Below are 19,091 nucleotides of genomic sequence, written 5' to 3'. Positions count from 1 at the left end.
GGCTGCAGGGCACCGGAAAACTCGAATTTTCCGGCTATAATTCTGCGCATGAATGTTGCGGCGCGCCAGCGCCGCCGGACCCGCCCTGTTGCAGCCCCAGCGTTGACGGGGCGGCAACAGGGCGGGCGTGCGCCTGAAGGTTCAGAGCCCCAGCTTATCGCGCATGAACGCCAGCGCCACGCTTAACCCATCGGGAGCTATTCCGTGGCCTGTGCCCTTTTGAATATGGGCAAAGACATCCTGAAAACCGGCTTCCTGCAACGCTTCCGCGGCGTCCGGCAAAGATTGCACCGGCACCACATCGTCCTGATCCCCATGCACCAGCAAGACCGGCATCTTGGACACGGCTTCATCCTGCAGCAGCTCAGGCGCCAGCAAGCGGCCGGAGAAAGCAACAATCCCGGCCACCGCGTCCTCGCGCCGCGGCGCAACTTGCAGGCTCATCATCGTGCCTTGGCTGAAGCCGAACAATACAACCTGTTCCGGCAGCACATCTTCGTCCACCATCAGCGCATCCAGAAAGGCATTCAGATCTTCGGCAGCAGCTTGCATGCCGCGCATACTCTCTTCTTCCGAAGAACCGTCGATCCAGGGGATCGGGAACCACTGAAAGCCCATCGGAGCGCCGGCACAGGCCTCGGGCGCATCCGGGGCAACAAACAGCGTATCCGGCAAATGCTCGCCCAAGGGATCCGCCAGCCCCAGCAAATCGGCCCCGTTGGCGCCATAGCCGTGCAGAAACACCACAATCGAGCGGATGCTCCCGGAAACCGGTTCCTTGCGGCCGGCATTGAGTACACGAGTCATCGGATCCCTTCCCTGTCCTTCGCCACCCGGTAATAGGCCCACAGGATGCGCGCCGCAACCGATCGCCAGGGCGACCAGTCTTCGGTCATTTGCCGCAGCTCTCGGTCCTGGGGGCGGGCCGGAAGATCAAACAAGAGCCGCGCCGCCTCCTGCAAGGCCAGGTCGCCAGGGGCAAAGACATCGGCCCGCCCCAGCGAAAACATCGCATAGATCTCAGCCGTCCAATCACCGATCCCCGGGACTTCAACCAGACGTGCAATCACCTCGGCGTCCGGAATGTCCCGCAAGGCATCGAAATCAATATGTGCCTCAGCCAGCGCACGGGCATAGCGAATTTTCTGGCGGCTAAGGCCCGCTGTGCGCAGATCATCATCCGTGGCGCGCAGAATATTACGCGGACCGGTGAGCTTGGCGTCTTTCATCCGCGCCCAGATCGCCGTGGCGGAGGCCACACTCACCTGCTGGCTCACAATCGCACTCAACAGCTCGGCAAACCCATCCGGCTTGCGGCGCAGCGGTAATGGACCGGTCAGTTTCAATGCATCGGCAAACCGGCTGTCGTGCGCGGCCAGCCATTCGGCGCCCTCGGTCACGCAGGCGTCGCATTGGATAATCCGGCCCACCCCCGGCAGGAATGTCTGTCCGTTTGACGCCACGTTACCCCCTGATTACCGGCAGTTGAAAGAAACCGTGATCACAAGGCCAAGCCCGCTGGCTTGCTCCCGTACATATTCACGGCTACGCATCCCATATGACCATGAGCATGACCACCCCCAGCGACACAGTCGCCAAGAAAAACGTTGCCATCCTGGTGCTGGCCCAGGCACTCCTCGGGGCTCAGATGCCGATGATTTTCATCGTTGGCGGCCTGGCCGGGCAATCACTGGCGTCAAACCCCTGCTTTGCCACCTTGCCGATCTCGCTGATCGTAGCCGGGTCAATGCTGGCGGCCACTCCGGTCTCTGCCGTAATGCAGCGCTGGGGCCGCCGGGTCGGCTTTTTCGCAGGAGCCGCCTTTGGCGCACTGGGCGGGCTGGTCGGGGCTTACGGCCTGTACCTTGGCTCCTTTCCCATCTTTCTGATCGGCAGCCTGCTGACAGGCGTTTATATGAGCGCGCATGGCTTCTACCGCTTTGCAGCTGCAGACACCGCGTCCGAGGCGTTCCGTCCCAAGGCGATCTCCTATGTCATGGCCGGCGGGCTTGCGGCCGCCATCATCGGCCCGCAGGTTGTAAAGGCCACCAGTCAGGCCTTTGTTATTCCATTCTTCGGCACCTACTTGGCTGTGATTGCCGTAAACGTTCTGGGCGCCGCGCTGTTCCTGTTTCTGGACATCCCCAAACCACCGGCCCCCAGTGCGGACAGCCCCAAGGGCCGCAGCCGGTTGGAGCTGTTGAAGACCCCGGTGATTGCCGTCGCGGTGATCTGCGCAATGGTATCCTATGCGCTGATGAATCTTGTGATGACCTCAACCCCGCTCGCGGTGGTTGGCTGCGGTTTCACCGAAGGCAACGCCGCGGATGTTGTCACCTCCCACGTTCTGGCAATGTATGTGCCGTCCTTCTTCACCGGTCATCTGATCGCCCGCTTCGGTGTGGAAAAAATCGTAGCGGCAGGTCTGGTTATCCTTGCAGCTGCGGGCGCTGTCGCCTTGCAAGGCGTAGATATTGAAAACTTTTTCATTGCGCTGGTGCTTTTGGGCGTGGGCTGGAACTTTGGCTTTATCGGGGCCACCACAATGCTGGCCGCTGCCCACGAAAGCTATGAGCGCGGCCGGATGCAAGGGTTGAACGACCTGCTGGTGTTCGGCGGGGTGACAATGGCCTCGCTGGCGTCGGGCGGACTGATGAACTGCTCGGGCGGCAGTCCGGTCGAAGGCTGGAGCGCCGTGAACATGGCGATGACCCCCTTCCTGGTGCTGGCGGGCGGCGCGCTGGTGTGGCTGGTTATGAGGCCCAAAGACGCTTGATATCGGCATCCGCTGCAATGAAAAAGGCGCCTCAGCGGGCGCCTTTTTCATTGCAGCGAGGTTACCAGCGCCCGGTGGCGGCCTGCCACATCAAAGCCGTTCTGCGCCGGAATTCACTTTGTCCAAGGGCGCCGTTCGCAACCCTCTCCGGCTTCCGGATAGCCTGTTTCAGAAACGCCTCAGCCTGCCAGCCTGCCAGCAGTGCCGCCCTGGACGTTTTTGAAACCCCGCCGCTGTTGGAGCGGGAATTATAAATCCTGTCCAAACCCTTACGGGCCAAAGCTTTCACGCCATCCATGGTGCCATCCAGCAAGGGGATCCGCTTTTCCGCCGTCAGTTCGGGGATTGCGCGCAGCCAATTGGCAATACCAGCGCCATAGGCGAACCCGCGCACAACGGCCTCATCTGACTGGCCGAGAGATGCAGCCGCCATCCACATCAAAGACCCGCTGGTTTGGTCGATGTAGCTGTCGAGTTCAGCTTCATCCTCAAAGGGATCCTTGTAGATGTCCCATCTCCGCGCCTCCGCCATGCCGTCGATGCAGGCAGCCAGTTCCGGCTTCAGAAGCTGCCCCAGCGGCGTCGCCACATAGTGGCGGCGGACTGAGCCGCCCCCGGCAATCTCCGCACCGGCATCGCGCCACCATTGCAATCGCATTTCGCAGATCATGGTCTCCTGGCTGGCCCTGGGAGCGCGGGCCAGTTCAATATTGAAGGCATAGAGTGCAAACAGCAGCGGGCGGGCCTGGACCGGTGCCGCCATTGTGGCAAGAAACCGGTCCGGGTCTGATTTTTGCACCAATTCCGCGCAAGCGGTCAGATCGGCATCAAACTGCATCCGCCTGCCCGGCCCTGCCGTCATGGACCAGCTTCCAGCGGATTGCGTCCAGCAGCGCCTCAAACGACGCATCAATGATGTTCGGGCTTACGCCAACGGTCGACCAGCGATGGCCCTGGCTGTCTTCGCTGTCAATAATCACACGAGTCACCGCCTCGGTTCCGCCCTGGGTGATTCTCACTTTGAAATCCACCAGCCGCATGTCTTCCAGCTGCGCGGAATACCGCCCCAGGTCCTTGCTCAGCGCCCGCGCAAGCGCGTTCACCGGCCCGCGGTCACTGCCGGTATCATCCAGTGACTCACTGACGGACAACCGCTTCTCGCCATCCACCTTGACCACAACAACCGCTTCAGAAAGGCTGACCATCCGGTTGTATTTATTCTTGCGCCGCTCGACAGTGACCTTATAGCGCTTGACCTCAAAGAATTCCGGAAGCTGGCCCAGTTCATTGCGCGCCAGCAGCTCAAACGAGGCCTGGGCTGTGTCATAGGAGTAACCTTCCGCCTCGCGCGCCTTGATCCGTTCAAGAATCCGCACCAGCGCTGGATCACCTTTTTCAACGCTCAGGCCTGCATCTGTCAGCCGTTTGCGCAGGTTCGACTGCCCGGCCTGGTTCGACATCGGAATGACCCGCGCATTCCCGACCTTGTCCGGTTCAATGTGTTCATAGGTCGACGGATCCTTGAGAATCGCACTGGCGTGCAATCCCGCCTTGTGAGCAAAGGCCGAAGCCCCCACATAAGCCGCCTGCCGCACCGGAACCCGGTTCAGGATATCGTCAAGCATCCGGCTGATCCGGGTCATTCCGGCAAGCGCCTCAAGGCTCACCCCGGTATCAAACTGGCTGGCGTAGGGTTCTTTCAACAACAGCGTCGGGATCAGCGCGGTCAGATTGGCATTGCCGCAACGCTCCCCCAGACCATTCAGAGTGCCTTGGATCTGGCGCGCTCCGGCCTCCATGGCAGCGAGCGAGCAGGCAATGGCATTCTCTGTGTCATTATGGGTGTGTATGCCAAGTTTCTCACCTGGAATTCCGGCGTTGACGACCGCGCTGACGATCCGCTTCACCTCAGATGGCAGTGCGCCGCCGTTGGTGTCGCACAATACCACCCAGCGCGCGCCGGACTCCAGCGCGGCGCGGCAGGCTGCCAGCGCATAGTCCGGATTGTCCTTGTAGCCATCAAAGAAATGCTCGGCGTCAAACAGCGCCTCGCGACCCTGCGCGACGACATGGGAGACTGAGGCGCGGATATTGTCGAGGTTCTCCTCCAGCGTGATCCCCAGCGCATGGGTCACGTGGTAATCATGGCTCTTGCCGACCAGACAGACCGCTGGAGTTCCTGCGTTCATCACTGCCGCCAGCACATCATCATTTTCGGCAGACCGCCCGGCCCGTTTGGTCATGCCAAAGGCGGTCATGGTGGCGCGGGTCTGCGGCGCTTCCTCGAAGAAAGCACTGTCGGTCGGGTTCGCACCCGGCCAGCCGCCCTCGATGTAGTCGACACCCAGGCCGTCAAGCGCCTGGGCGATCTGCTTTTTTTCTGAGGTCGAGAATTGCACCCCTTGGGTCTGCTGCCCGTCCCGCAAGGTGGTGTCGTAGAGATAAAGGCGCTCCTTGGCCATCAGAGCGCCTCCAGCTTGGCGGGGTCAAAACCCGCACCCGGCACCAGCTCTACGCCGGTCTTGCTCATCCGCACCTCAAGGCCTGCGCTAATAAAAGCAGCTTTCAACCGGTCCACTTCGGAAAAGTCTTTGCTTTGCATGGCTGCTTGACGTGCTTCAAAAAGGCGTTCTTCGTACGCTGACAGTTCGATATCCGGCTGACCTGCCCACGCTGGTATTTCCTTACCCATCAAGCCAAGGAACTGCATCGAAGCGCGCAGTGCCACGACATCGTCGGAATGGGATAGTTGATGCAACTCGGCTATCGCGCCAGCGGTATTAAGATCGTCTGCCAAGGCTCCGATAATACCAGGATGAACTTCACCATTATTTAGAGCTTGCTCCGCTTGAGAATACCATTTCCGCAGCGTTCGTTCCGCTTGTTCAGCCTTGCCCGCAGTCCAGTCCATCGGCTTGCGGTAATGGGTCTGCAGGAATACCAGCCGGATCACCTCGCCCGGGTAGCCCTGATCCAGCAGGTCGCGCACGGTGAAGAAGTTGCCCAGGGATTTGGACATTTTCTTGCCTTCGACCTGCAGCATTTCATTGTGCAGCCAGTACCGTGCAAACTCACCTTCCGGATGGGCACAGCAGCTTTGCGCAATTTCATTCTCGTGGTGCGGGAACATCAGGTCGTTGCCGCCGCCGTGAATATCAAAGGTCTCGCCCAGCAGCTCATACGACATAGCCGAGCATTCAATGTGCCAGCCCGGCCGCCCGCGGCCCCAGGGACTGTCCCAGCCCGGTTGTTCATTTGTGGAAGGTTTCCACAGCACAAAATCCATCGGGTTCTTCTTGTAAGGCGCCACTTCCACCCGGGCACCGGCAATCATGTCATCAACCGACCGGCCCGACAGATTGCCATACAGCGCCTTCCAGCTGTCAACGGCAAACAGGACATGGCCCTCCGCCGCATAGGCGTGGCCCTTGGCGATCAGACCCTCAATCATCGCGACCATCTGGGGGATGTATTCGGTTGCCCGCGGCATATGGTCAGGCTGCAGAGCGCCAAGCTCGCCCATATCGTCCAGGAACCACTGGGTGGTTTCCGCGGTGATGTCCCTGATCGGCCGTCCGGTTTCAGCAGCGCGGGCGTTGATCTTGTCGTCTACGTCCGTGAAGTTCCGCGCGTAAGTCACTTGTTCTGCGCCATAAATCTCTCGCAGAAGCCGGTAAAGCACATCAAACACCACTACCGGCCGCGCATTGCCCAGATGCGCGCGGTCATAGACGGTGGGGCCGCAGACATACATCCGCACGTTGCTGGCGTCGATCGGCTCAAAGACCTCTTTCTTGCGGGTCTTTGTATTGTGCAGCTTGATCACTGTGTCCTTGGCTCCCATACCCGGTTCCTTTCCCATGCCCAGCCACAAACGGCCGGCATCACCCATTGCGCGCAGCGCGGGCTTAGCAACTTGTCAGAGAAATGAAAACGACAGAAACCAGCCCGCTGATATATCAGCAGGTAATGCAGCAGATGGTAATGGGGCATTTATGGTTCATGGAGGCTGCTTAACACGCGACATTCAGCCCGCCAAGAGTTTTGCCTCAAATAGCAAGAGCCGCCCGGTCCGGGCGGCCAAGGGCGCGGCGGAACAGGAGTGCCGCGCCCTAATCTTTGAAAGGCTTAGAACTTGTAGGACGCGCGCAGCGACACCGATGTGGCATCGGCACCCACGCCCGAGTTGCCGAACTGGTCGAACTCATGCTCCAGCACTTCGCCGCCGATCTGCCACTGGTCGGTTACCTGATAGGCAATGCCGGCACCGTAGAACTCGCCGGTTTCGCTGCCCAGAGAGCTGTCAGCTTCGGCCACACCACCGGTCACATATGCAAGCACTTTGCCAAAGTCGTAACCGGCCTTCACCTTGGCTCGGGCTACCGAGTCAACAGTTGCGCCGCCGCCCAGGTTTACGTCGGTTGCATCATATTCCAGTTCGCCCCCCAAGACGAAACGGCCGAAATCATGATTGTAGCCGCCGTGGATACCATAGGACGTATCGTCCCCAGTGGCGCCATTGCTGGCGTCCGCATCAAGCTGGCCGACCTGGCCGCCGAGGTAAAATCCAGTCCAGTCGCCGCCATAGTTGGCAACCGGAACAGGCGCCGGAGCCGGAGCGGGTTCAACCACCGGTTCACTTACATTGCCGGCAAAGGCCGCACTGCCCATTACGGCGGCAATGGCTGTCATAGCTACGAAACGAGTCATTCAGACTTCTCCTTTTTAGCAGTCCGAGCGCAAGCTGTGCGCCGATGACTGCTACAAAAGGTTTCCGCACAGGAACTTCCAGAGCCGCGATGATCACGCCCGCTGAACTGGCAGTGACTGGCCGAAAGCCCCCTGACACATGCGTCTTTCCGCCGAAATCCGGAGACAAGAAATTACCAATCCATTGAAACCCGGCCTCCCCGTTCCTAGGGGCGATCACACTGGGACATATGCAAAGGACAAGCTCAGAACCGGAAAGCGGCACGCACCGACAGGGTCTCCCCGCGCGGGCTGGCACTTCCATCCCTTGGTCCGGCCTCGTGGTGCAGCAATTCCCCGGTCACCTGCAACGCGCGGTTCAGCGGAAAACGCATGCCCAGGCCAAACAATGGACCTTGCCGCGATCCGCTGGACGTTTCCGCCTGCACCCCACCCAGGGTGACAAATCCGGTTGCGGGGCCAAAGTCATAGCCTGCATGCAACCGCAGCTGATGGGTTTCTTCCGCTTGCACGGCTGTTGTGAGAAGTCCTGACTGCTCCATCATTACGGTGCCGGACAGGAACATTCCGCCCAGTTGACGGCCAAATGCAAACTGAAAGGAGCGCGCCGTCCCGGCGGTGCCAGCTGCGGCAGAGGCCTCGCCCGAATATCCGGGCTGCGCTGTGCGCCATTCTTCCGCTGCAGATGTCTGAGCAATCAGGGCCGCCACCGCAAAAACTGCAACTAAAGGGCGTCTGCAATTGGCCGTTTTAACCATCGGCTTAACCATCGGCATGTGGCTGTGCCCTTTTGAAATGCGCTGTTTCAGTGCCCCATCCCTAGGAGATCCAATATAGCCGTTAATGCTTAATATTTGGTTCCCGGCGCCACATTGCCAACAATGAAACAGTCAGCGATGCGTCAAAAATCGAGAATGCGCATTAAAAATACTGACATTTCAGGAAATAACAGACGGCTGTTCAGGCCTCACGGCGCAAATGCTCTCAAATGAAAAACATGTCGCTTTTTTCAGCAAGGTCGCTGTTGTGCTAGAAACGGCGCAAAAGCGTGCCAAGTTGCATGGAGTAGAACAGGAGTCCGCATGCAGGGTGAACGCTGCCATGTCAGCCTTATCTGCCGCACCATCGGTGCGGCAAGGGGCCGTGCGGCAAGGGGCCGGCCGCAGTGAGTTGAAGTTTCAAAGCTCCGTCTCCCATCTCTTGAAAGGCTCACATAATGAACGATCAAACCTCCCCGTCCCGCGCTGGCCGTAGCGGCGGGCGCAACGCACGCCGCGCAGCCCGCGCTGCTGGATTGCCGGAACATCTGCGGCCGGTGCGTCCCGGCATGGAATCCACAGCGCTGAAGCTGCTCAGCCAGGCTGACATGGAAAAAATCCACCAGGCAGCCCTGACCGCGCTGGAAGAAATCGGTCTCGCCGACGCGCCGCAGAGCGGCATCGATTATCTGACCTCTGCAGGCTGCATCCTGGGCGATGACGGCCGGATCCGCTTCCCGCGCGCGCTGGTTGAAGATACGATTGCCAGGGCAAACCGCTCCGTCACCCTCTTCAGCCGGGACGGAAAAACCGACCTGCTGCTGTCGGGCGGCCGGGTTCATTACGGCACCGCAGGCGCTGCGGTGAGCGTTGTGGACGTGAACGGCAGGGAGTACCGCGACTCGACCGTGCAGGATCTGCACGACGCCGCGCGCATCTGCGACCAGCTGGACAATATCCACTTTGTGCAGCGTCCGATGGTGTGCCGCGATATCCCTGACAATCTCGAGATGGACTTGAACTCCATCTATGCCACCACTGCCGGCACCACCAAACATGTTGGTGTCTCCTTTACCGAACCGGATTTTGTGAAGCCGGGCCTGGAACTGCTGCACATGATTGCGGGCGGCGAAGACAAATGGCGCGAGCGGCCTTTTGTGTCGAACTCAAACTGCTTTGTGGTTCCGCCAATGAAGTTTGCAACCGAATCCTGTGGAGTGATGGAGGAATGTATCAAAGGCGGCATGCCGGTGCTGCTGCTGTCCGCGGGCATGGCCGGGGCAACTGCCCCTTCGTCCATCGCCGGCGCCATCACCCAAGCGGTTGCGGAATGTCTCGCCGGATTGGTTTATGTTAACGCTGTAAAGCCTGGTGCCCCAGCAATTTTCGGCACTTGGCCCTTTGGCTTGGATCTGCGCACCGGCGCGATGTCCGTGGGCTCCGGCGAACAGGCGCTGCTCACTGCGGGCTGTGCTCAGATGCACAAATTCTACAACCTGCCAGGCGGCGCCGCAGCTGGTGCATCGGATTCCAAGCTGCCGGATATGCAGGCCGGCTGGGAACAGATGTGCTCTGCTGTCATGGCAGGTCTTTCCGGCCTCAACATGGCCTACGAAGCTGCCGGAATGCATGCGTCACTGCTCGGATTCTGTCTTGAGTCGCTGATCCTGGACAACGATTTGCTGGGTCAGGCGCAGCGGTGCGTGCGTGGGATTGAGGTGAACGACGATACCCTCGCGCTTGATCAGATGCGGGCAACCTGCCTGGGCGGACCCGGTCATTACCTGGGCACCGACCAGACTCTTGGCCGGATGCAGATCGACTATGTTTACCCGGATCTGGGCGACCGGACTTCACCCAAGGAGTGGGTCGAACTTGAGAAACCCGATCTGATCCAAAAGGCGGTTGCGAAGAAGGAGAAGATCCTGTCGCAGCGGGCCGCTGCCCGGTTCGATGCTGCAACAGACATGGCAATCCGGAAAGCATTCAACATCCATCTCCCGGCTTAACTTGCTGCATCATATCAGGCGGACCGGAGTTATCCGGTCCGCTTTTTTTGCGGCCAGCTCAAAAACGAACTGCTCTCCGGCACCTTGGGCAAGTTTGTATTTGAAGAGCACCGCGTTCCTGAGTCGCCTGCTTGTCTCAGCCTCTGCCGTCGCTCGAGCCTGCGTATACCGGCATCCCGTTCCTCGCAGGCTTTCGCTTCGGGGTGCAGAACATCACGATGCAATCGGACACGTGCTGCCTGGCTCCCTTGCGGATCCGATAGGAACGCCGCCTGATCCTCCCGGGCATCAGCAAGTCTAGAAAACTCTCGGCGACGGCGTCATCATGACAACTACCGCGGCGGATCATCAAATCATGAAGTTTTTCGGGATCTCAGGAACGAGGTCCGCTCCATGCTGACGAACTGGCTCCTTCGGTCGAGACGAACTGGAAACTTGTCGTTAGGCTTTCGGCGCCAGCCCGCGATGAGCAGGCCTGAAACATACCCCCCAACCCTCTGCCGGCTCTGCGTTGGCCAGCCGAAAGGATAACGACCTCCATGGCGAAAACCACGTTGACCATCATCGGGCAACCGCCCCGCTGGGGCCGTTTCTGAATCGCTTCAATTCAAAATCACACGCGCCTCTGCGGCACAGGTCAGTTCACGCCATAGGTGCCGGTCCCTTGTGTTTTTCTCGTCGCGTCAAGACACCGAAGCCGTGACCTTCGCCTTCGTGCACAGAGAAGGTGCTGTCTTACCCCGACAGGTTTCGAAGCCTCTTTGACCGGCTCGCCCCGCTCGTAGTCCCCGCGATCGCATTCCGTTTAAAACGGTCGCTGACCTTACCGATTCTCTAGATAGTCACCACGCTTCAAGATCGGGGAAGAAAGCGCCCATGAGCCGTTGGCGCTAGTCGGTAGGCGCCGGACCCATCCGCCAAACAAGTTGAAAAAGTTTTACCAAAACCCTTTTCCTACGCGCCTTGGGGTGATAACCTATTGTTAATAAGACAATTTCGCAAAGATTCCTTACAGAAGCACCCATCCATCAAGCAGAAACTTCATGGTATTTCTGCAATTTGATCTTGCGGAAATGAAAAATCCACGGGGCATCGCTGAAGGTTGGACGCAGTAGTTTTGCGGAAATCTACGATTAAGTGGCTCTCACCCTATCAAGCAATGGCCTGCATCCGCGCAAAAGTAACCCACAAAATCACTGCAAAGATTTGGGAAATTGCAAGGTCACCTTCGTGAAATTAACCAAGGTACACTCCAAAAGTGATTTTCCACTAGAATTCAAGCGCTTAGCTCAGCTGCCGATTAACACTTTTGAATCCAACTTCGCCCCCGTACACCCTGTCAGCCCCTGCCGGTCTTTGCAAAAGCACACGGAGGTTCTGGATTTGCATAGATGCAATTCGGAAATGCGTAAATGCAGCGCGCGGCCAGTTCCCCGCGCTGCCTGGCTTTCTTAGAAAAATGCCTGCAGTCCGGTCTGCGCGCGGCCCAGGATCAAAGCATGCACGTCGTGGGTGCCCTCATAGGTATTCACTGTCTCCAGGTTCACCATGTGGCGAATGACATTGAATTCCAGACTGATTCCATTGCCGCCATGCATGTCCCGCGCCATACGGGCGATTTCCAATGCTTTGCCGCAGTTATTGCGTTTGATGATCGAAATCATTTCCGGCGCCGCGTTGGCGGCATCCATCAGCCGGCCAACCTGCAACGAGGCCTGCAAACCCAAAGTAATTTCCGTCTGCATGTTCGCCAGCTTCAGCTGAAACAGCTGGGTGTTGGCCAGCGGACGACCGAACTGCGTGCGATCCAGGCCATACTGCCGGGCGGCGTGCCAGCAAGCCTCTGCCGCCCCCATCGCGCCCCAGCTGATGCCGTAACGCGCGCGGTTCAAACAGCCGAACGGACCTTTGAGCCCTTGAACATGCGGCAAAAGCGCGTCCTCGCCGACCTCAACGCCGTCCATAACGATTTCACCAGTGACAGACGCACGCAGGCTGGCCTTATTTTCAATTTTTGGCGCACTCAGGCCCTTCAGGCCTTTATCAAGCACAAAACCGCGGATCTTGCCGCCGTGGGCTTCGGACTTTGCCCAGACAACAAAGACATCAGCGATGGGGGCGTTGGAAATCCACATCTTGGATCCGGTCAGCCGGTACCCGCCTTCGGTCTTTTCAGCCCGGGTTTTCATTCCGGCAGGGTCCGAGCCCGCGTCCGGCTCCGTCAGGCCGAAACAGCCGATCCATTCGCCGGTGGCAAGTTTGGGCAAGTATTTCTGGCGCTGTTCCTCGCTGCCGTATGCGTAAATCGGATACATCACCAGCGAACTTTGCACCGACATCATCGACCGGTAGCCGCTGTCAACACGCTCAACTTCGCGGGCGACCAGGCCGTAAGACACATAGCCGCCGCCAAGACCACCGTATTGTTCCGGAATAGTCGTGCCCAAAAGGCCCATTGCGCCCATCTCGCGGAAAATTTCCGGATCTGTTTCCTCGTTTTCATAAGCGCTTAGGATGCGCGGTTGAAGTTTTTCCTGGGCGTAGGCGCGGGCCGAAGCGGAAATCATACGCTCGTCTTCAGTCAGCTGATCCTCGAGCCTCAGCGGGTCTTCCCAGTTGAAGCGGCCCAGGTCCGGGGCATCCTTGGCGCGCAGCGCGGGTTTGTCGTTCACTTTATCACCTCAGTGGTTCGAAACTCTTCCAAACCCTAACGGGAGGTAACCGGAAAAAACAGCGAGACTTTCGCAAGAAACCATGACAAGAACTCATACATGAACGTTCCGCGGAAATTCCTGCCATCAATCTCCTCGCTGCGCGCACTGGAGGCGCTGGACCGGCTAGGCAGCGCCTCTGCCGCAGCGGAGGAACTGGCCCTGACGCAAGGGGCCGTCAGCCGCCAATTGCAGACTTTGGAGCGGCAACTGGGGATGGCGCTGGTGCAGCGCGACCAGAAACGGCTGATGCTGACGTCGGAAGCGCAGGATTACGCGGCCGAGATCCGGCAGGCGTTGAACCAAATCGTGCAATCCACCTTGCGGCTGCAAGCCGCGCCGCTGGCGGGCACGCTGAATCTGGCCATTCTCCCTGCCTTTGGAATGCGCTGGCTGATGCCGCGATTGCCGGAGTTTTCCCGGCTGCACCCGGATGTGACCATCAACATGTCGACCCGGTTGGAGCCGTTTAATTTTGGCTCAGAACTCTTTGATGCAGCTATTCATTTTGGTGACGCATCTTGGCCTGGCACGGACTCTCTGCTGCTCAAGCACGAACAGCTGCTGCCGGTCTGCGCACCGCAGCTCCTGGCCGGGCGGCTAATCAGCGAACCAAAAGAAATTCTGAAACTGCCACTGCTGCATATTCAAACCCGGACTATGGCTTGGCGTGACTGGTTTGGTCAGCACGGCGTCGCTACCAGCGGCGATCTGAGCGGTACGATCTATGATCAATTCGCAACCATAACTCAGGCGGCCTTGCATGGGTTGGGAGTCGCTTTGATGCCGGATTACCTGGTGGAACAGGACCTGGCGACGGGCCGTCTGGTGGCGCTGCACCCGGAACCGGTGGAGACAGAAGGCGCATATTACCTGGTTTGGCCGGAGCGCAAATCAACCGCTCCGGCGCTGAAGAAATTCCGCAGATGGCTGGCTGGCAAGGCGCAGCCAGAGGATCCGCTGCCGCGATAAATTCCGCGGCGAAATCAGGGGACGCCATAACTGAGCCCCCTGTGCACCGCCCCTACACGCCTTGATGAATGATCAGCCGAGCGCATATCCGGCGCCGCGCACGGTGCGCACCGGATCACTGCCGCCATGCTGGGTCAGCGCCTTGCGCAGGCGCCCGATATGGACGTCAACAGTGCGGGTATCGACATAGATGTCTCGGCCCCAGACTCGATCCAGCAGTTGTTCGCGGCTCCATACCCGTCCCGGCTTTTCCATGAAAGTAGAGAGCAGTCGGAATTCGGTGGGACCCAGTTTCAACGGGTGTTCCGAACGGCTGACCTTGTGGGTCTCTGCATCCAGCACGATGTCATCATACTCCAGCCGCACCCCGACAGTGGACGGCCGCACCCGGCGCAGCTGGGTGCGCACGCGGGCCATCAGCTCAACCACTGAATAAGGTTTCACCACGTAATCATCGGCGCCGGTTTCAAGCCCGCGGACCTTGTCCACCTCCTCAGACCGGGCCGACAGCATAATAACCGGAATGTTGCGGGTTTCGGCGCGGGTCTTCAGACGGCGACACACTTCAATACCGCTGAGGTTCGGCATCATCCAGTCAAGGATGATGATATCGGGCGTGTCCTCCTCAACCACCAGCAGCGCTTCCTCGCCATGTTCGGCCCGCAGCACGCGGAAGCCGTCAGCTTCGAGGTTATAGGCCAGCACTTCCCGCTGGGCCATTTCGTCTTCTACAACCAGAACAGTGGGCTGATCGGCAGCCATTGGTCAGATCTCCTGCGGTGTGGTTGAGGTGGTGTCGTATTTCTTGCGGTCTTCTTCCGGCTTTTCGCCGGTGACCAGATAGATCACCTGTTCGGCAATCGAAGTCACGTGATCCCCCATGCGTTCGGTATTTTTTGCGATGAAGTGCAAGTGCATACAGGCCGATATGTTGCGCGGGTCTTCCATCATGTGGGTCAGGAACTCGCGGAACAGGGCATTGTACATCTGGTCCACGTCGCGGTCGCGCTCTATCACGTCCCGGGCCAGCTCCACGTCGCGCTGAATGTAGGAATCCAGCGCGTCCTTAAGCATCCGTTCCACCTCGCGCGCCATCCGGCGCAGGGCAGAGGTGCCTTCGCTGATACTTGGTCCCTGGGCCAGAACCCCGGTGCGCTTGGCCATGTTTTTCGCATAATCGCCAATGCGTTCCAGGTTACCGGCAATCTTCATCACAGAGAGCACCAGCCGCAGGTCCGAGGCGGCGGGGGAGCGCAGTGCGATCAGGCGGGCGGTTTCCTCGTTGATCAGCTCTTCCAGCCCGTCAATCGCCTTATCGCCCTGACGCACGGTCAGCGCCAGTTCCTCATCGCGGGTTTCCAAGGCTTGGGCAGCTTCGCGGATGGCGCTCTCAACCAAACCGCCCATTTTCATGATCCGGGCCTGGATAGCCTCCAAATCGCGGTCGAATGCCGATGCAATGTGCTGTTCTACCATGTTGATATTCCTATAGATCAGCCGATCCGGCCGGTGATGTAGCTTTCGGTGCGCGGATCTTCGGGATTTGTGAAGATCTGGCCCGTGGGGCCGAACTCGACCAAGTTGCCTAAGTGGAAGAAGGCGGTCATCTGGCTGACGCGGGCGGCCTGCTGCATCGAATGGGTGACGATCACCACCGAATAGGAGGCGCGCAATTCGTCGATCAGCTCCTCGACCTGGGCGGTGGCGATGGGGTCGAGTGCCGAGCAAGGTTCGTCCATCAACAGCACCTCGGGTTCGGTGGCGACCGCGCGGGCGATGCACAGGCGCTGCTGCTGACCGCCGGAGAGGCCGGTGCCCGGCGCGTGCAGACGATCCTTCACCTCATCCCAGATCGCACCGCGGCGCAGGGATTTCTCGACGATTTCATCAAGTTCGGCCTTGTTTCTCGCCAAGCCATGGATGCGCGGACCATAAGCCACGTTGTCATAGATGGATTTGGGGAACGGGTTCGGCTTCTGGAACACCATGCCAACCTTGGCGCGCAGCTGCACCGGGTCGACGCGGCGGTCATAGATGTCTTCGCCATCTAGCAGGATGTCGCCCGTGACGCGGCAAATATCAATTGTGTCGTTCATCCGGTTCAGACAGCGCAGGAAGGTCGACTTGCCGCAGCCCGAAGGGCCGATGAAGGCGGTGACGGTGTTGCTCTCGATCGCGACGCTTACGTCTTTGATCGCCTGACTGTCGCCGTAATAGACGTTGACGTTTTTCGCAGCGATTTTGATTGGCTGTGTGTCCACGGTGTGTTCCATCAAGGTCATGTCGTTCATTATTATGCCCCTTTTACCAGCGGCGTTCAAAGCGGCGGCGCAGGATCACGGCCAGCGTGTTCATGGTCACCAGGAAGATGAGAAGGATGATAATGCCGCCCCAGGCGCGCTCGTAGAAGGCCGGGTCGGCGCGTTTGGCCCATTCGTAGATCTGCGCTGGCATTGCCGAGTTCGGCGCCAGCAGACCGTCGGCCAGGGTTTCCGGCGCATTGGAGGCGATGAAGCCGACCATGCCGATCAACAGCAGCGGTGCGGTTTCCCCCAGCGCCTGGGCGAGGCCGATGATGGTGCCGGTCAGGATGCCGGGCGCAGCCAACGGCAGCACGTGGTGGAACACCGCCTGCATCTTGGACGCCCCCACCCCCAGCGCGGCATCACGGATCGACGGCGGCACCGATTTCAGCGAGGCGCGGGTGGAGATGATGATAGTCGGCAGGGTCATCAGCGTCAGCACCAGACCGCCCACCAGCGGCGCCGAGGTCGGCAGATGCATGTAGTTGATGAAGACGGCAAGACCCAGAATGCCGAACACAATAGACGGAACCGCGGCGAGGTTGGAGATGTTCACCTCGATCATGTCGGTGAGCCAGTTTTGCGGCGCGAATTCCTCAAGGTAAATCGAGGCTGCAACACCGATGGGCAGTGCCAGCGCCAGAACCACTAGCATCATGAACAGAGACCCCAGCATCGACACTCCGATACCGGCCGCCTCGGGGCGGGCGTCGGAGGCATCGGCGCCGGTGATGAAGTCGAGGTTGAAGGTCTTTTTCAGCACTCCGTTGTCAGCCAATGCATCAACAAGATCCAGCTGTTCGGCCGAGATGTTCTTGTCGTTGACGATGCTCTCCCGGGTCACCCGGCCTTTCAGATAGCCGTCGACGCGGCCAGAGGCGAGGAAGCGGAACTCCACCGTCTGGCCGATCTGGTCCGGGTTGGCGGTCACGTAGTCGCGCAGTTGGGCGGCGGCGTTTTTAGACAGGATGCCGGCCAGCGCTTTGGGTTTGAGGCTGGTCTCAATCCCCAGCTCCGCAACCGCGGCAGTCATCGCGCCCTTGATGATCGGGGCATAGCCGAAAGTGGTTACTTTTCTGATGTCGGTCAGGTTACGGTTGCCTTTCTTGTCGAGTTTGGATTCCAGCAACTCGACCTGAAGCGTCACAAAGGTCTGCTGAAAGGCACCGGTGCCCTTGCTGACGATAGTGGTCACCAAGACCGCCAGCATAAGCAGGCCCGCAGCGATGGCCGCAATGCCATAAGCCTTGAACCGTGTTTCTGCGGCATTGCGTTTTTGGGTATGCGGGGTTTTCTCCAGCAGCGAACCGCCGTGTTCGCGGGGCGCGGCGGGGGATTGGCTGAGATCGGTCATCAGTCGTACTGCTCCCGGTATTTGCGTACAATATAGAGCGCCAGGACGTTCAGGCAGAGGGTCAGGACAAAGAGGGTCAGGCCCAGAGCAAAGGCTACGAGGGTTTCGGGGCTGGCAAAGTCGGTATCGCCGGTCAGCTGGCTGACGATACGGGTGGTGATTGTGGTCATCGACTCCAGCGGGTTGGCAGAGAACTTGGCGATCGCCCCTGCCCCCATCACCACAATCATGGTCTCGCCGATGGCGCGGGAAGCGGCCAGCAGCACCGCGCCGACGATGCCCGGCAATGCTGCCGGAATCACCACCTGGCGCACGGTTTCCGATTTAGTGGCGCCCAACCCCAGCGAGCCGTCGCGCATCGCCTGCGGCACCGCGTTGATGATGTCGTCCGACAACGACGAGACGAACGGAATGAGCATCACCCCCATCACCAAACCGGCAGTCAGCACAGAAGTGGCGCCCGCCATCCATTCAACGCCCAACAGGCCACCCTTGCCGAACACATCCACCAGCGCAGGCCCAACGGTCAGCAACGCAAACAGGCCGTAGACGATGGTCGGGATGCCCGCGAGGATTTCCAGCAGAGGCTTGGCAAAAGCGCGCACCGTACCGCTGGCGTATTCCGACAGGTAGATGGCGGCAAACAGCCCCACCGGCACCGCAACCAACAGCGCGATGAAGGAGATGTAGAGCGTGCCCCACAGAAGCGGCAGGATCGACAGCTCGCTGTCACCGCGGAAGTTGGGTGCCCAGGTGGTGCCAAAGAAGAAGTCAGCCCAGCTGTGCAGGGTAAAAAAGTTGCGGGTCTCGAACAGCATCGACAACACGATGCCGACGGTGGTCAGGATCGCCAACGAGGCTGCGAGGATCAGCAGCGCCATCACCCCGCGCTCCACTACGTTGCGGGCGCGGAAATCCTTGTGGGTGCGGCTGTAGGCCCAGCCGAAACCGCCAAGCGCCAGCAGGGTGACAACCGCGGTCATGGCAGTCTTGCCGGTGGCTGCGAGGTTGCGGAAGGCCTGCGCGGCAGACAGAACCTCCGGGCGAACGTCAGTGCCAAGCGCCACGCCGACCTCACCCAACAACGCCCGCACATCACCGCGGGTGCTGTCGAGGTTGCGGGCCTCATTGCGCGACAGCAGGCCTTGCTCCACCACCAGATCAAGACCTTCGGCAACCCGCCGCACGTCGCTCATCACCAGCCCCAGCGTGGTGCTCTCGGGAACGGCCTCGGCCGGGATCAGCGCCGAGACACGATTTTCGATCAGCAAGGGTTGCACCAGAAGCCAAACCACCAGCACGGTGATAGCAGGCACAAAGGCCGACAGGGCAACATGGCAGCCATAGTAGGACGGCAGGGAATGCAGCTCTCTGGCATCTCCTCCTGCACTGCTGAGCGCGCGTGCGCGCCCCCAGTAAAATCCTGCTGCGGCCAGCGCAAGCAGGAGAACGACAAGCCAGATCGTAGGCATAGAAGGCTCCGTTGGGTGGTAGCATA

The 19,091-nt window shown here is 59.7% G+C and carries 16 protein-coding genes; 3 read left to right on the top strand and 13 right to left on the bottom strand.

Features of this window, described 5'->3' with window-relative positions; genetic code table 11:
- Positions 1-141: 141 nt before the first annotated feature.
- Positions 142-807 (bottom strand): alpha/beta hydrolase, encoded by a 666-nt coding sequence (locus METH_RS08100; protein WP_024089954.1) that lies wholly within the window; start codon positions 805-807, stop codon positions 142-144.
- The gene (locus METH_RS08095) at positions 804-1,463 is read right to left on the bottom strand and encodes a DNA-3-methyladenine glycosylase family protein (RefSeq protein ID WP_245602968.1); all 660 of its coding nucleotides are present in this window, start codon (positions 1,461-1,463) and stop codon (positions 804-806) included. The genes METH_RS08100 and METH_RS08095 overlap by 4 nt, the downstream gene beginning before the upstream one ends.
- A gap of 95 nt (positions 1,464-1,558) precedes the next feature.
- Between METH_RS08095 and METH_RS08090 the strand changes: the two genes are divergently transcribed.
- Positions 1,559-2,776 (top strand): MFS transporter, encoded by a 1,218-nt coding sequence (locus METH_RS08090; RefSeq protein ID WP_024089952.1) that lies wholly within the window; start codon positions 1,559-1,561, stop codon positions 2,774-2,776.
- Positions 2,777-2,837: 61 nt separating this feature from the next.
- On the opposite strand, the gene METH_RS08085 is transcribed toward METH_RS08090, so the two are convergent.
- From METH_RS08085 to METH_RS08065, 5 genes are all read right to left on the bottom strand, one after another.
- Positions 2,838-3,614, bottom strand: a complete 777-nt coding sequence (locus METH_RS08085; RefSeq protein WP_024089951.1) for a squalene/phytoene synthase family protein — start codon at positions 3,612-3,614, stop codon at positions 2,838-2,840.
- Positions 3,604-5,238, bottom strand: a complete 1,635-nt coding sequence (gene cimA / locus METH_RS08080) for a citramalate synthase (protein WP_024089950.1) — start codon at positions 5,236-5,238, stop codon at positions 3,604-3,606. Before cimA ends, METH_RS08085 begins: the two co-directional genes overlap by 11 nt.
- Entirely contained in the window at positions 5,238-6,620 is a 1,383-nt protein-coding gene (gene cysS, locus METH_RS08075) for a cysteine--tRNA ligase (RefSeq protein WP_044008602.1), read from the bottom strand. The genes cimA and cysS overlap by 1 nt, the downstream gene beginning before the upstream one ends.
- 284 nt (positions 6,621-6,904) lie before the next feature.
- A complete protein-coding gene (locus METH_RS08070; protein ID WP_024089947.1) occupies positions 6,905-7,486 on the bottom strand; it encodes an outer membrane protein in 582 nt (193 codons plus the stop codon).
- 245 nt (positions 7,487-7,731) lie between these two features.
- Complete coding sequence (locus METH_RS08065) at positions 7,732-8,196, bottom strand: hypothetical protein (RefSeq protein ID WP_156927463.1); 465 nt, start codon at positions 8,194-8,196, stop codon at positions 7,732-7,734.
- Between the two features lie 506 nt (positions 8,197-8,702).
- Between METH_RS08065 and METH_RS08060 the strand changes: the two genes are divergently transcribed.
- The gene (locus METH_RS08060; protein WP_024089945.1) at positions 8,703-10,253 is read left to right on the top strand and encodes a trimethylamine methyltransferase family protein; all 1,551 of its coding nucleotides are present in this window, start codon (positions 8,703-8,705) and stop codon (positions 10,251-10,253) included.
- A 1,451-nt stretch (positions 10,254-11,704) separates the two neighbouring features.
- Here the strand turns inward: METH_RS08060 and METH_RS08050 are convergent.
- Positions 11,705-12,925, bottom strand: a complete 1,221-nt coding sequence (locus tag METH_RS08050; RefSeq protein WP_024089944.1) for an acyl-CoA dehydrogenase — start codon at positions 12,923-12,925, stop codon at positions 11,705-11,707.
- Between the two features lie 99 nt (positions 12,926-13,024).
- Between METH_RS08050 and METH_RS08045 the strand changes: the two genes are divergently transcribed.
- The gene (locus METH_RS08045; protein ID WP_024089943.1) at positions 13,025-13,936 is read left to right on the top strand and encodes a LysR substrate-binding domain-containing protein; all 912 of its coding nucleotides are present in this window, start codon (positions 13,025-13,027) and stop codon (positions 13,934-13,936) included.
- 72 nt (positions 13,937-14,008) lie between these two features.
- Here the strand turns inward: METH_RS08045 and phoB are convergent, their stop codons facing one another.
- From phoB to pstC, 5 genes are read right to left on the bottom strand one after another with little or no spacing between them, the layout of a single operon-like run.
- Positions 14,009-14,698 carry a phosphate regulon transcriptional regulator PhoB gene (phoB, locus tag METH_RS08040; RefSeq protein WP_024089942.1) on the bottom strand — a complete coding sequence of 230 codons (690 nt, stop codon included), beginning with the start codon at positions 14,696-14,698 and terminating at the stop codon, positions 14,009-14,011.
- Positions 14,699-14,701: 3 nt separating this feature from the next.
- Positions 14,702-15,412 (bottom strand): phosphate signaling complex protein PhoU, encoded by a 711-nt coding sequence (gene phoU / locus METH_RS08035; RefSeq protein ID WP_024089941.1) that lies wholly within the window; start codon positions 15,410-15,412, stop codon positions 14,702-14,704.
- Between the two features lie 17 nt (positions 15,413-15,429).
- On the bottom strand, positions 15,430-16,227 hold the full coding sequence (pstB, locus tag METH_RS08030) for a phosphate ABC transporter ATP-binding protein PstB (RefSeq protein ID WP_024089940.1): 798 nt from the start codon (positions 16,225-16,227) through the stop codon (positions 15,430-15,432).
- Positions 16,228-16,240: 13 nt separating this feature from the next.
- The gene (gene pstA, locus METH_RS08025; RefSeq protein ID WP_024089939.1) at positions 16,241-17,593 is read right to left on the bottom strand and encodes a phosphate ABC transporter permease PstA; all 1,353 of its coding nucleotides are present in this window, start codon (positions 17,591-17,593) and stop codon (positions 16,241-16,243) included.
- On the bottom strand, positions 17,593-19,065 hold the full coding sequence (gene pstC / locus METH_RS08020; protein ID WP_024089938.1) for a phosphate ABC transporter permease subunit PstC: 1,473 nt from the start codon (positions 19,063-19,065) through the stop codon (positions 17,593-17,595). Before pstC ends, pstA begins: the two co-directional genes overlap by 1 nt.
- Positions 19,066-19,091: the final 26 nt, after the last annotated feature.

Source organism: Leisingera methylohalidivorans DSM 14336 (genome assembly GCF_000511355.1).
Classification (GTDB): domain Bacteria; phylum Pseudomonadota; class Alphaproteobacteria; order Rhodobacterales; family Rhodobacteraceae; genus Leisingera; species Leisingera methylohalidivorans.
The sequence above is the reverse complement of the archived record's forward strand: the minus strand, read 5'-3'. Positions and strand labels throughout refer to the sequence as shown.

Excerpts from the sequence above, each read along its gene's own strand:
- METH_RS08085 (WP_024089951.1), bottom strand. The coding sequence starts at position 3,614 with ATGCAGTTTGATGCCGATCTGACCGCTTGCGCGGAATTGGTGCAAAAA.
- METH_RS08060 (WP_024089945.1), top strand. The coding sequence starts at position 8,703 with ATGAACGATCAAACCTCCCCGTCCCGCGCTGGCCGTAGCGGCGGGCGC.
- pstC (WP_024089938.1), bottom strand. The coding sequence starts at position 19,065 with ATGCCTACGATCTGGCTTGTCGTTCTCCTGCTTGCGCTGGCCGCAGCA.
- METH_RS08100 (WP_024089954.1), bottom strand. The coding sequence starts at position 807 with ATGACTCGTGTACTCAATGCCGGCCGCAAGGAACCGGTTTCCGGGAGC.
- pstA (WP_024089939.1), bottom strand. The coding sequence starts at position 17,593 with ATGACCGATCTCAGCCAATCCCCCGCCGCGCCCCGCGAACACGGCGGT.
- pstB (WP_024089940.1), bottom strand. The coding sequence starts at position 16,227 with ATGAACGACATGACCTTGATGGAACACACCGTGGACACACAGCCAATC.
- METH_RS08045 (WP_024089943.1), top strand. The coding sequence starts at position 13,025 with ATGAACGTTCCGCGGAAATTCCTGCCATCAATCTCCTCGCTGCGCGCA.
- cimA (WP_024089950.1), bottom strand. The coding sequence starts at position 5,238 with ATGGCCAAGGAGCGCCTTTATCTCTACGACACCACCTTGCGGGACGGG.
- phoB (WP_024089942.1), bottom strand. The coding sequence starts at position 14,698 with ATGGCTGCCGATCAGCCCACTGTTCTGGTTGTAGAAGACGAAATGGCC.
- METH_RS08070 (WP_024089947.1), bottom strand. The coding sequence starts at position 7,486 with ATGACTCGTTTCGTAGCTATGACAGCCATTGCCGCCGTAATGGGCAGT.
- cysS (WP_044008602.1), bottom strand. The coding sequence starts at position 6,620 with ATGGGAGCCAAGGACACAGTGATCAAGCTGCACAATACAAAGACCCGC.
- phoU (WP_024089941.1), bottom strand. The coding sequence starts at position 15,412 with ATGGTAGAACAGCACATTGCATCGGCATTCGACCGCGATTTGGAGGCT.
- METH_RS08090 (WP_024089952.1), top strand. The coding sequence starts at position 1,559 with ATGACCATGAGCATGACCACCCCCAGCGACACAGTCGCCAAGAAAAAC.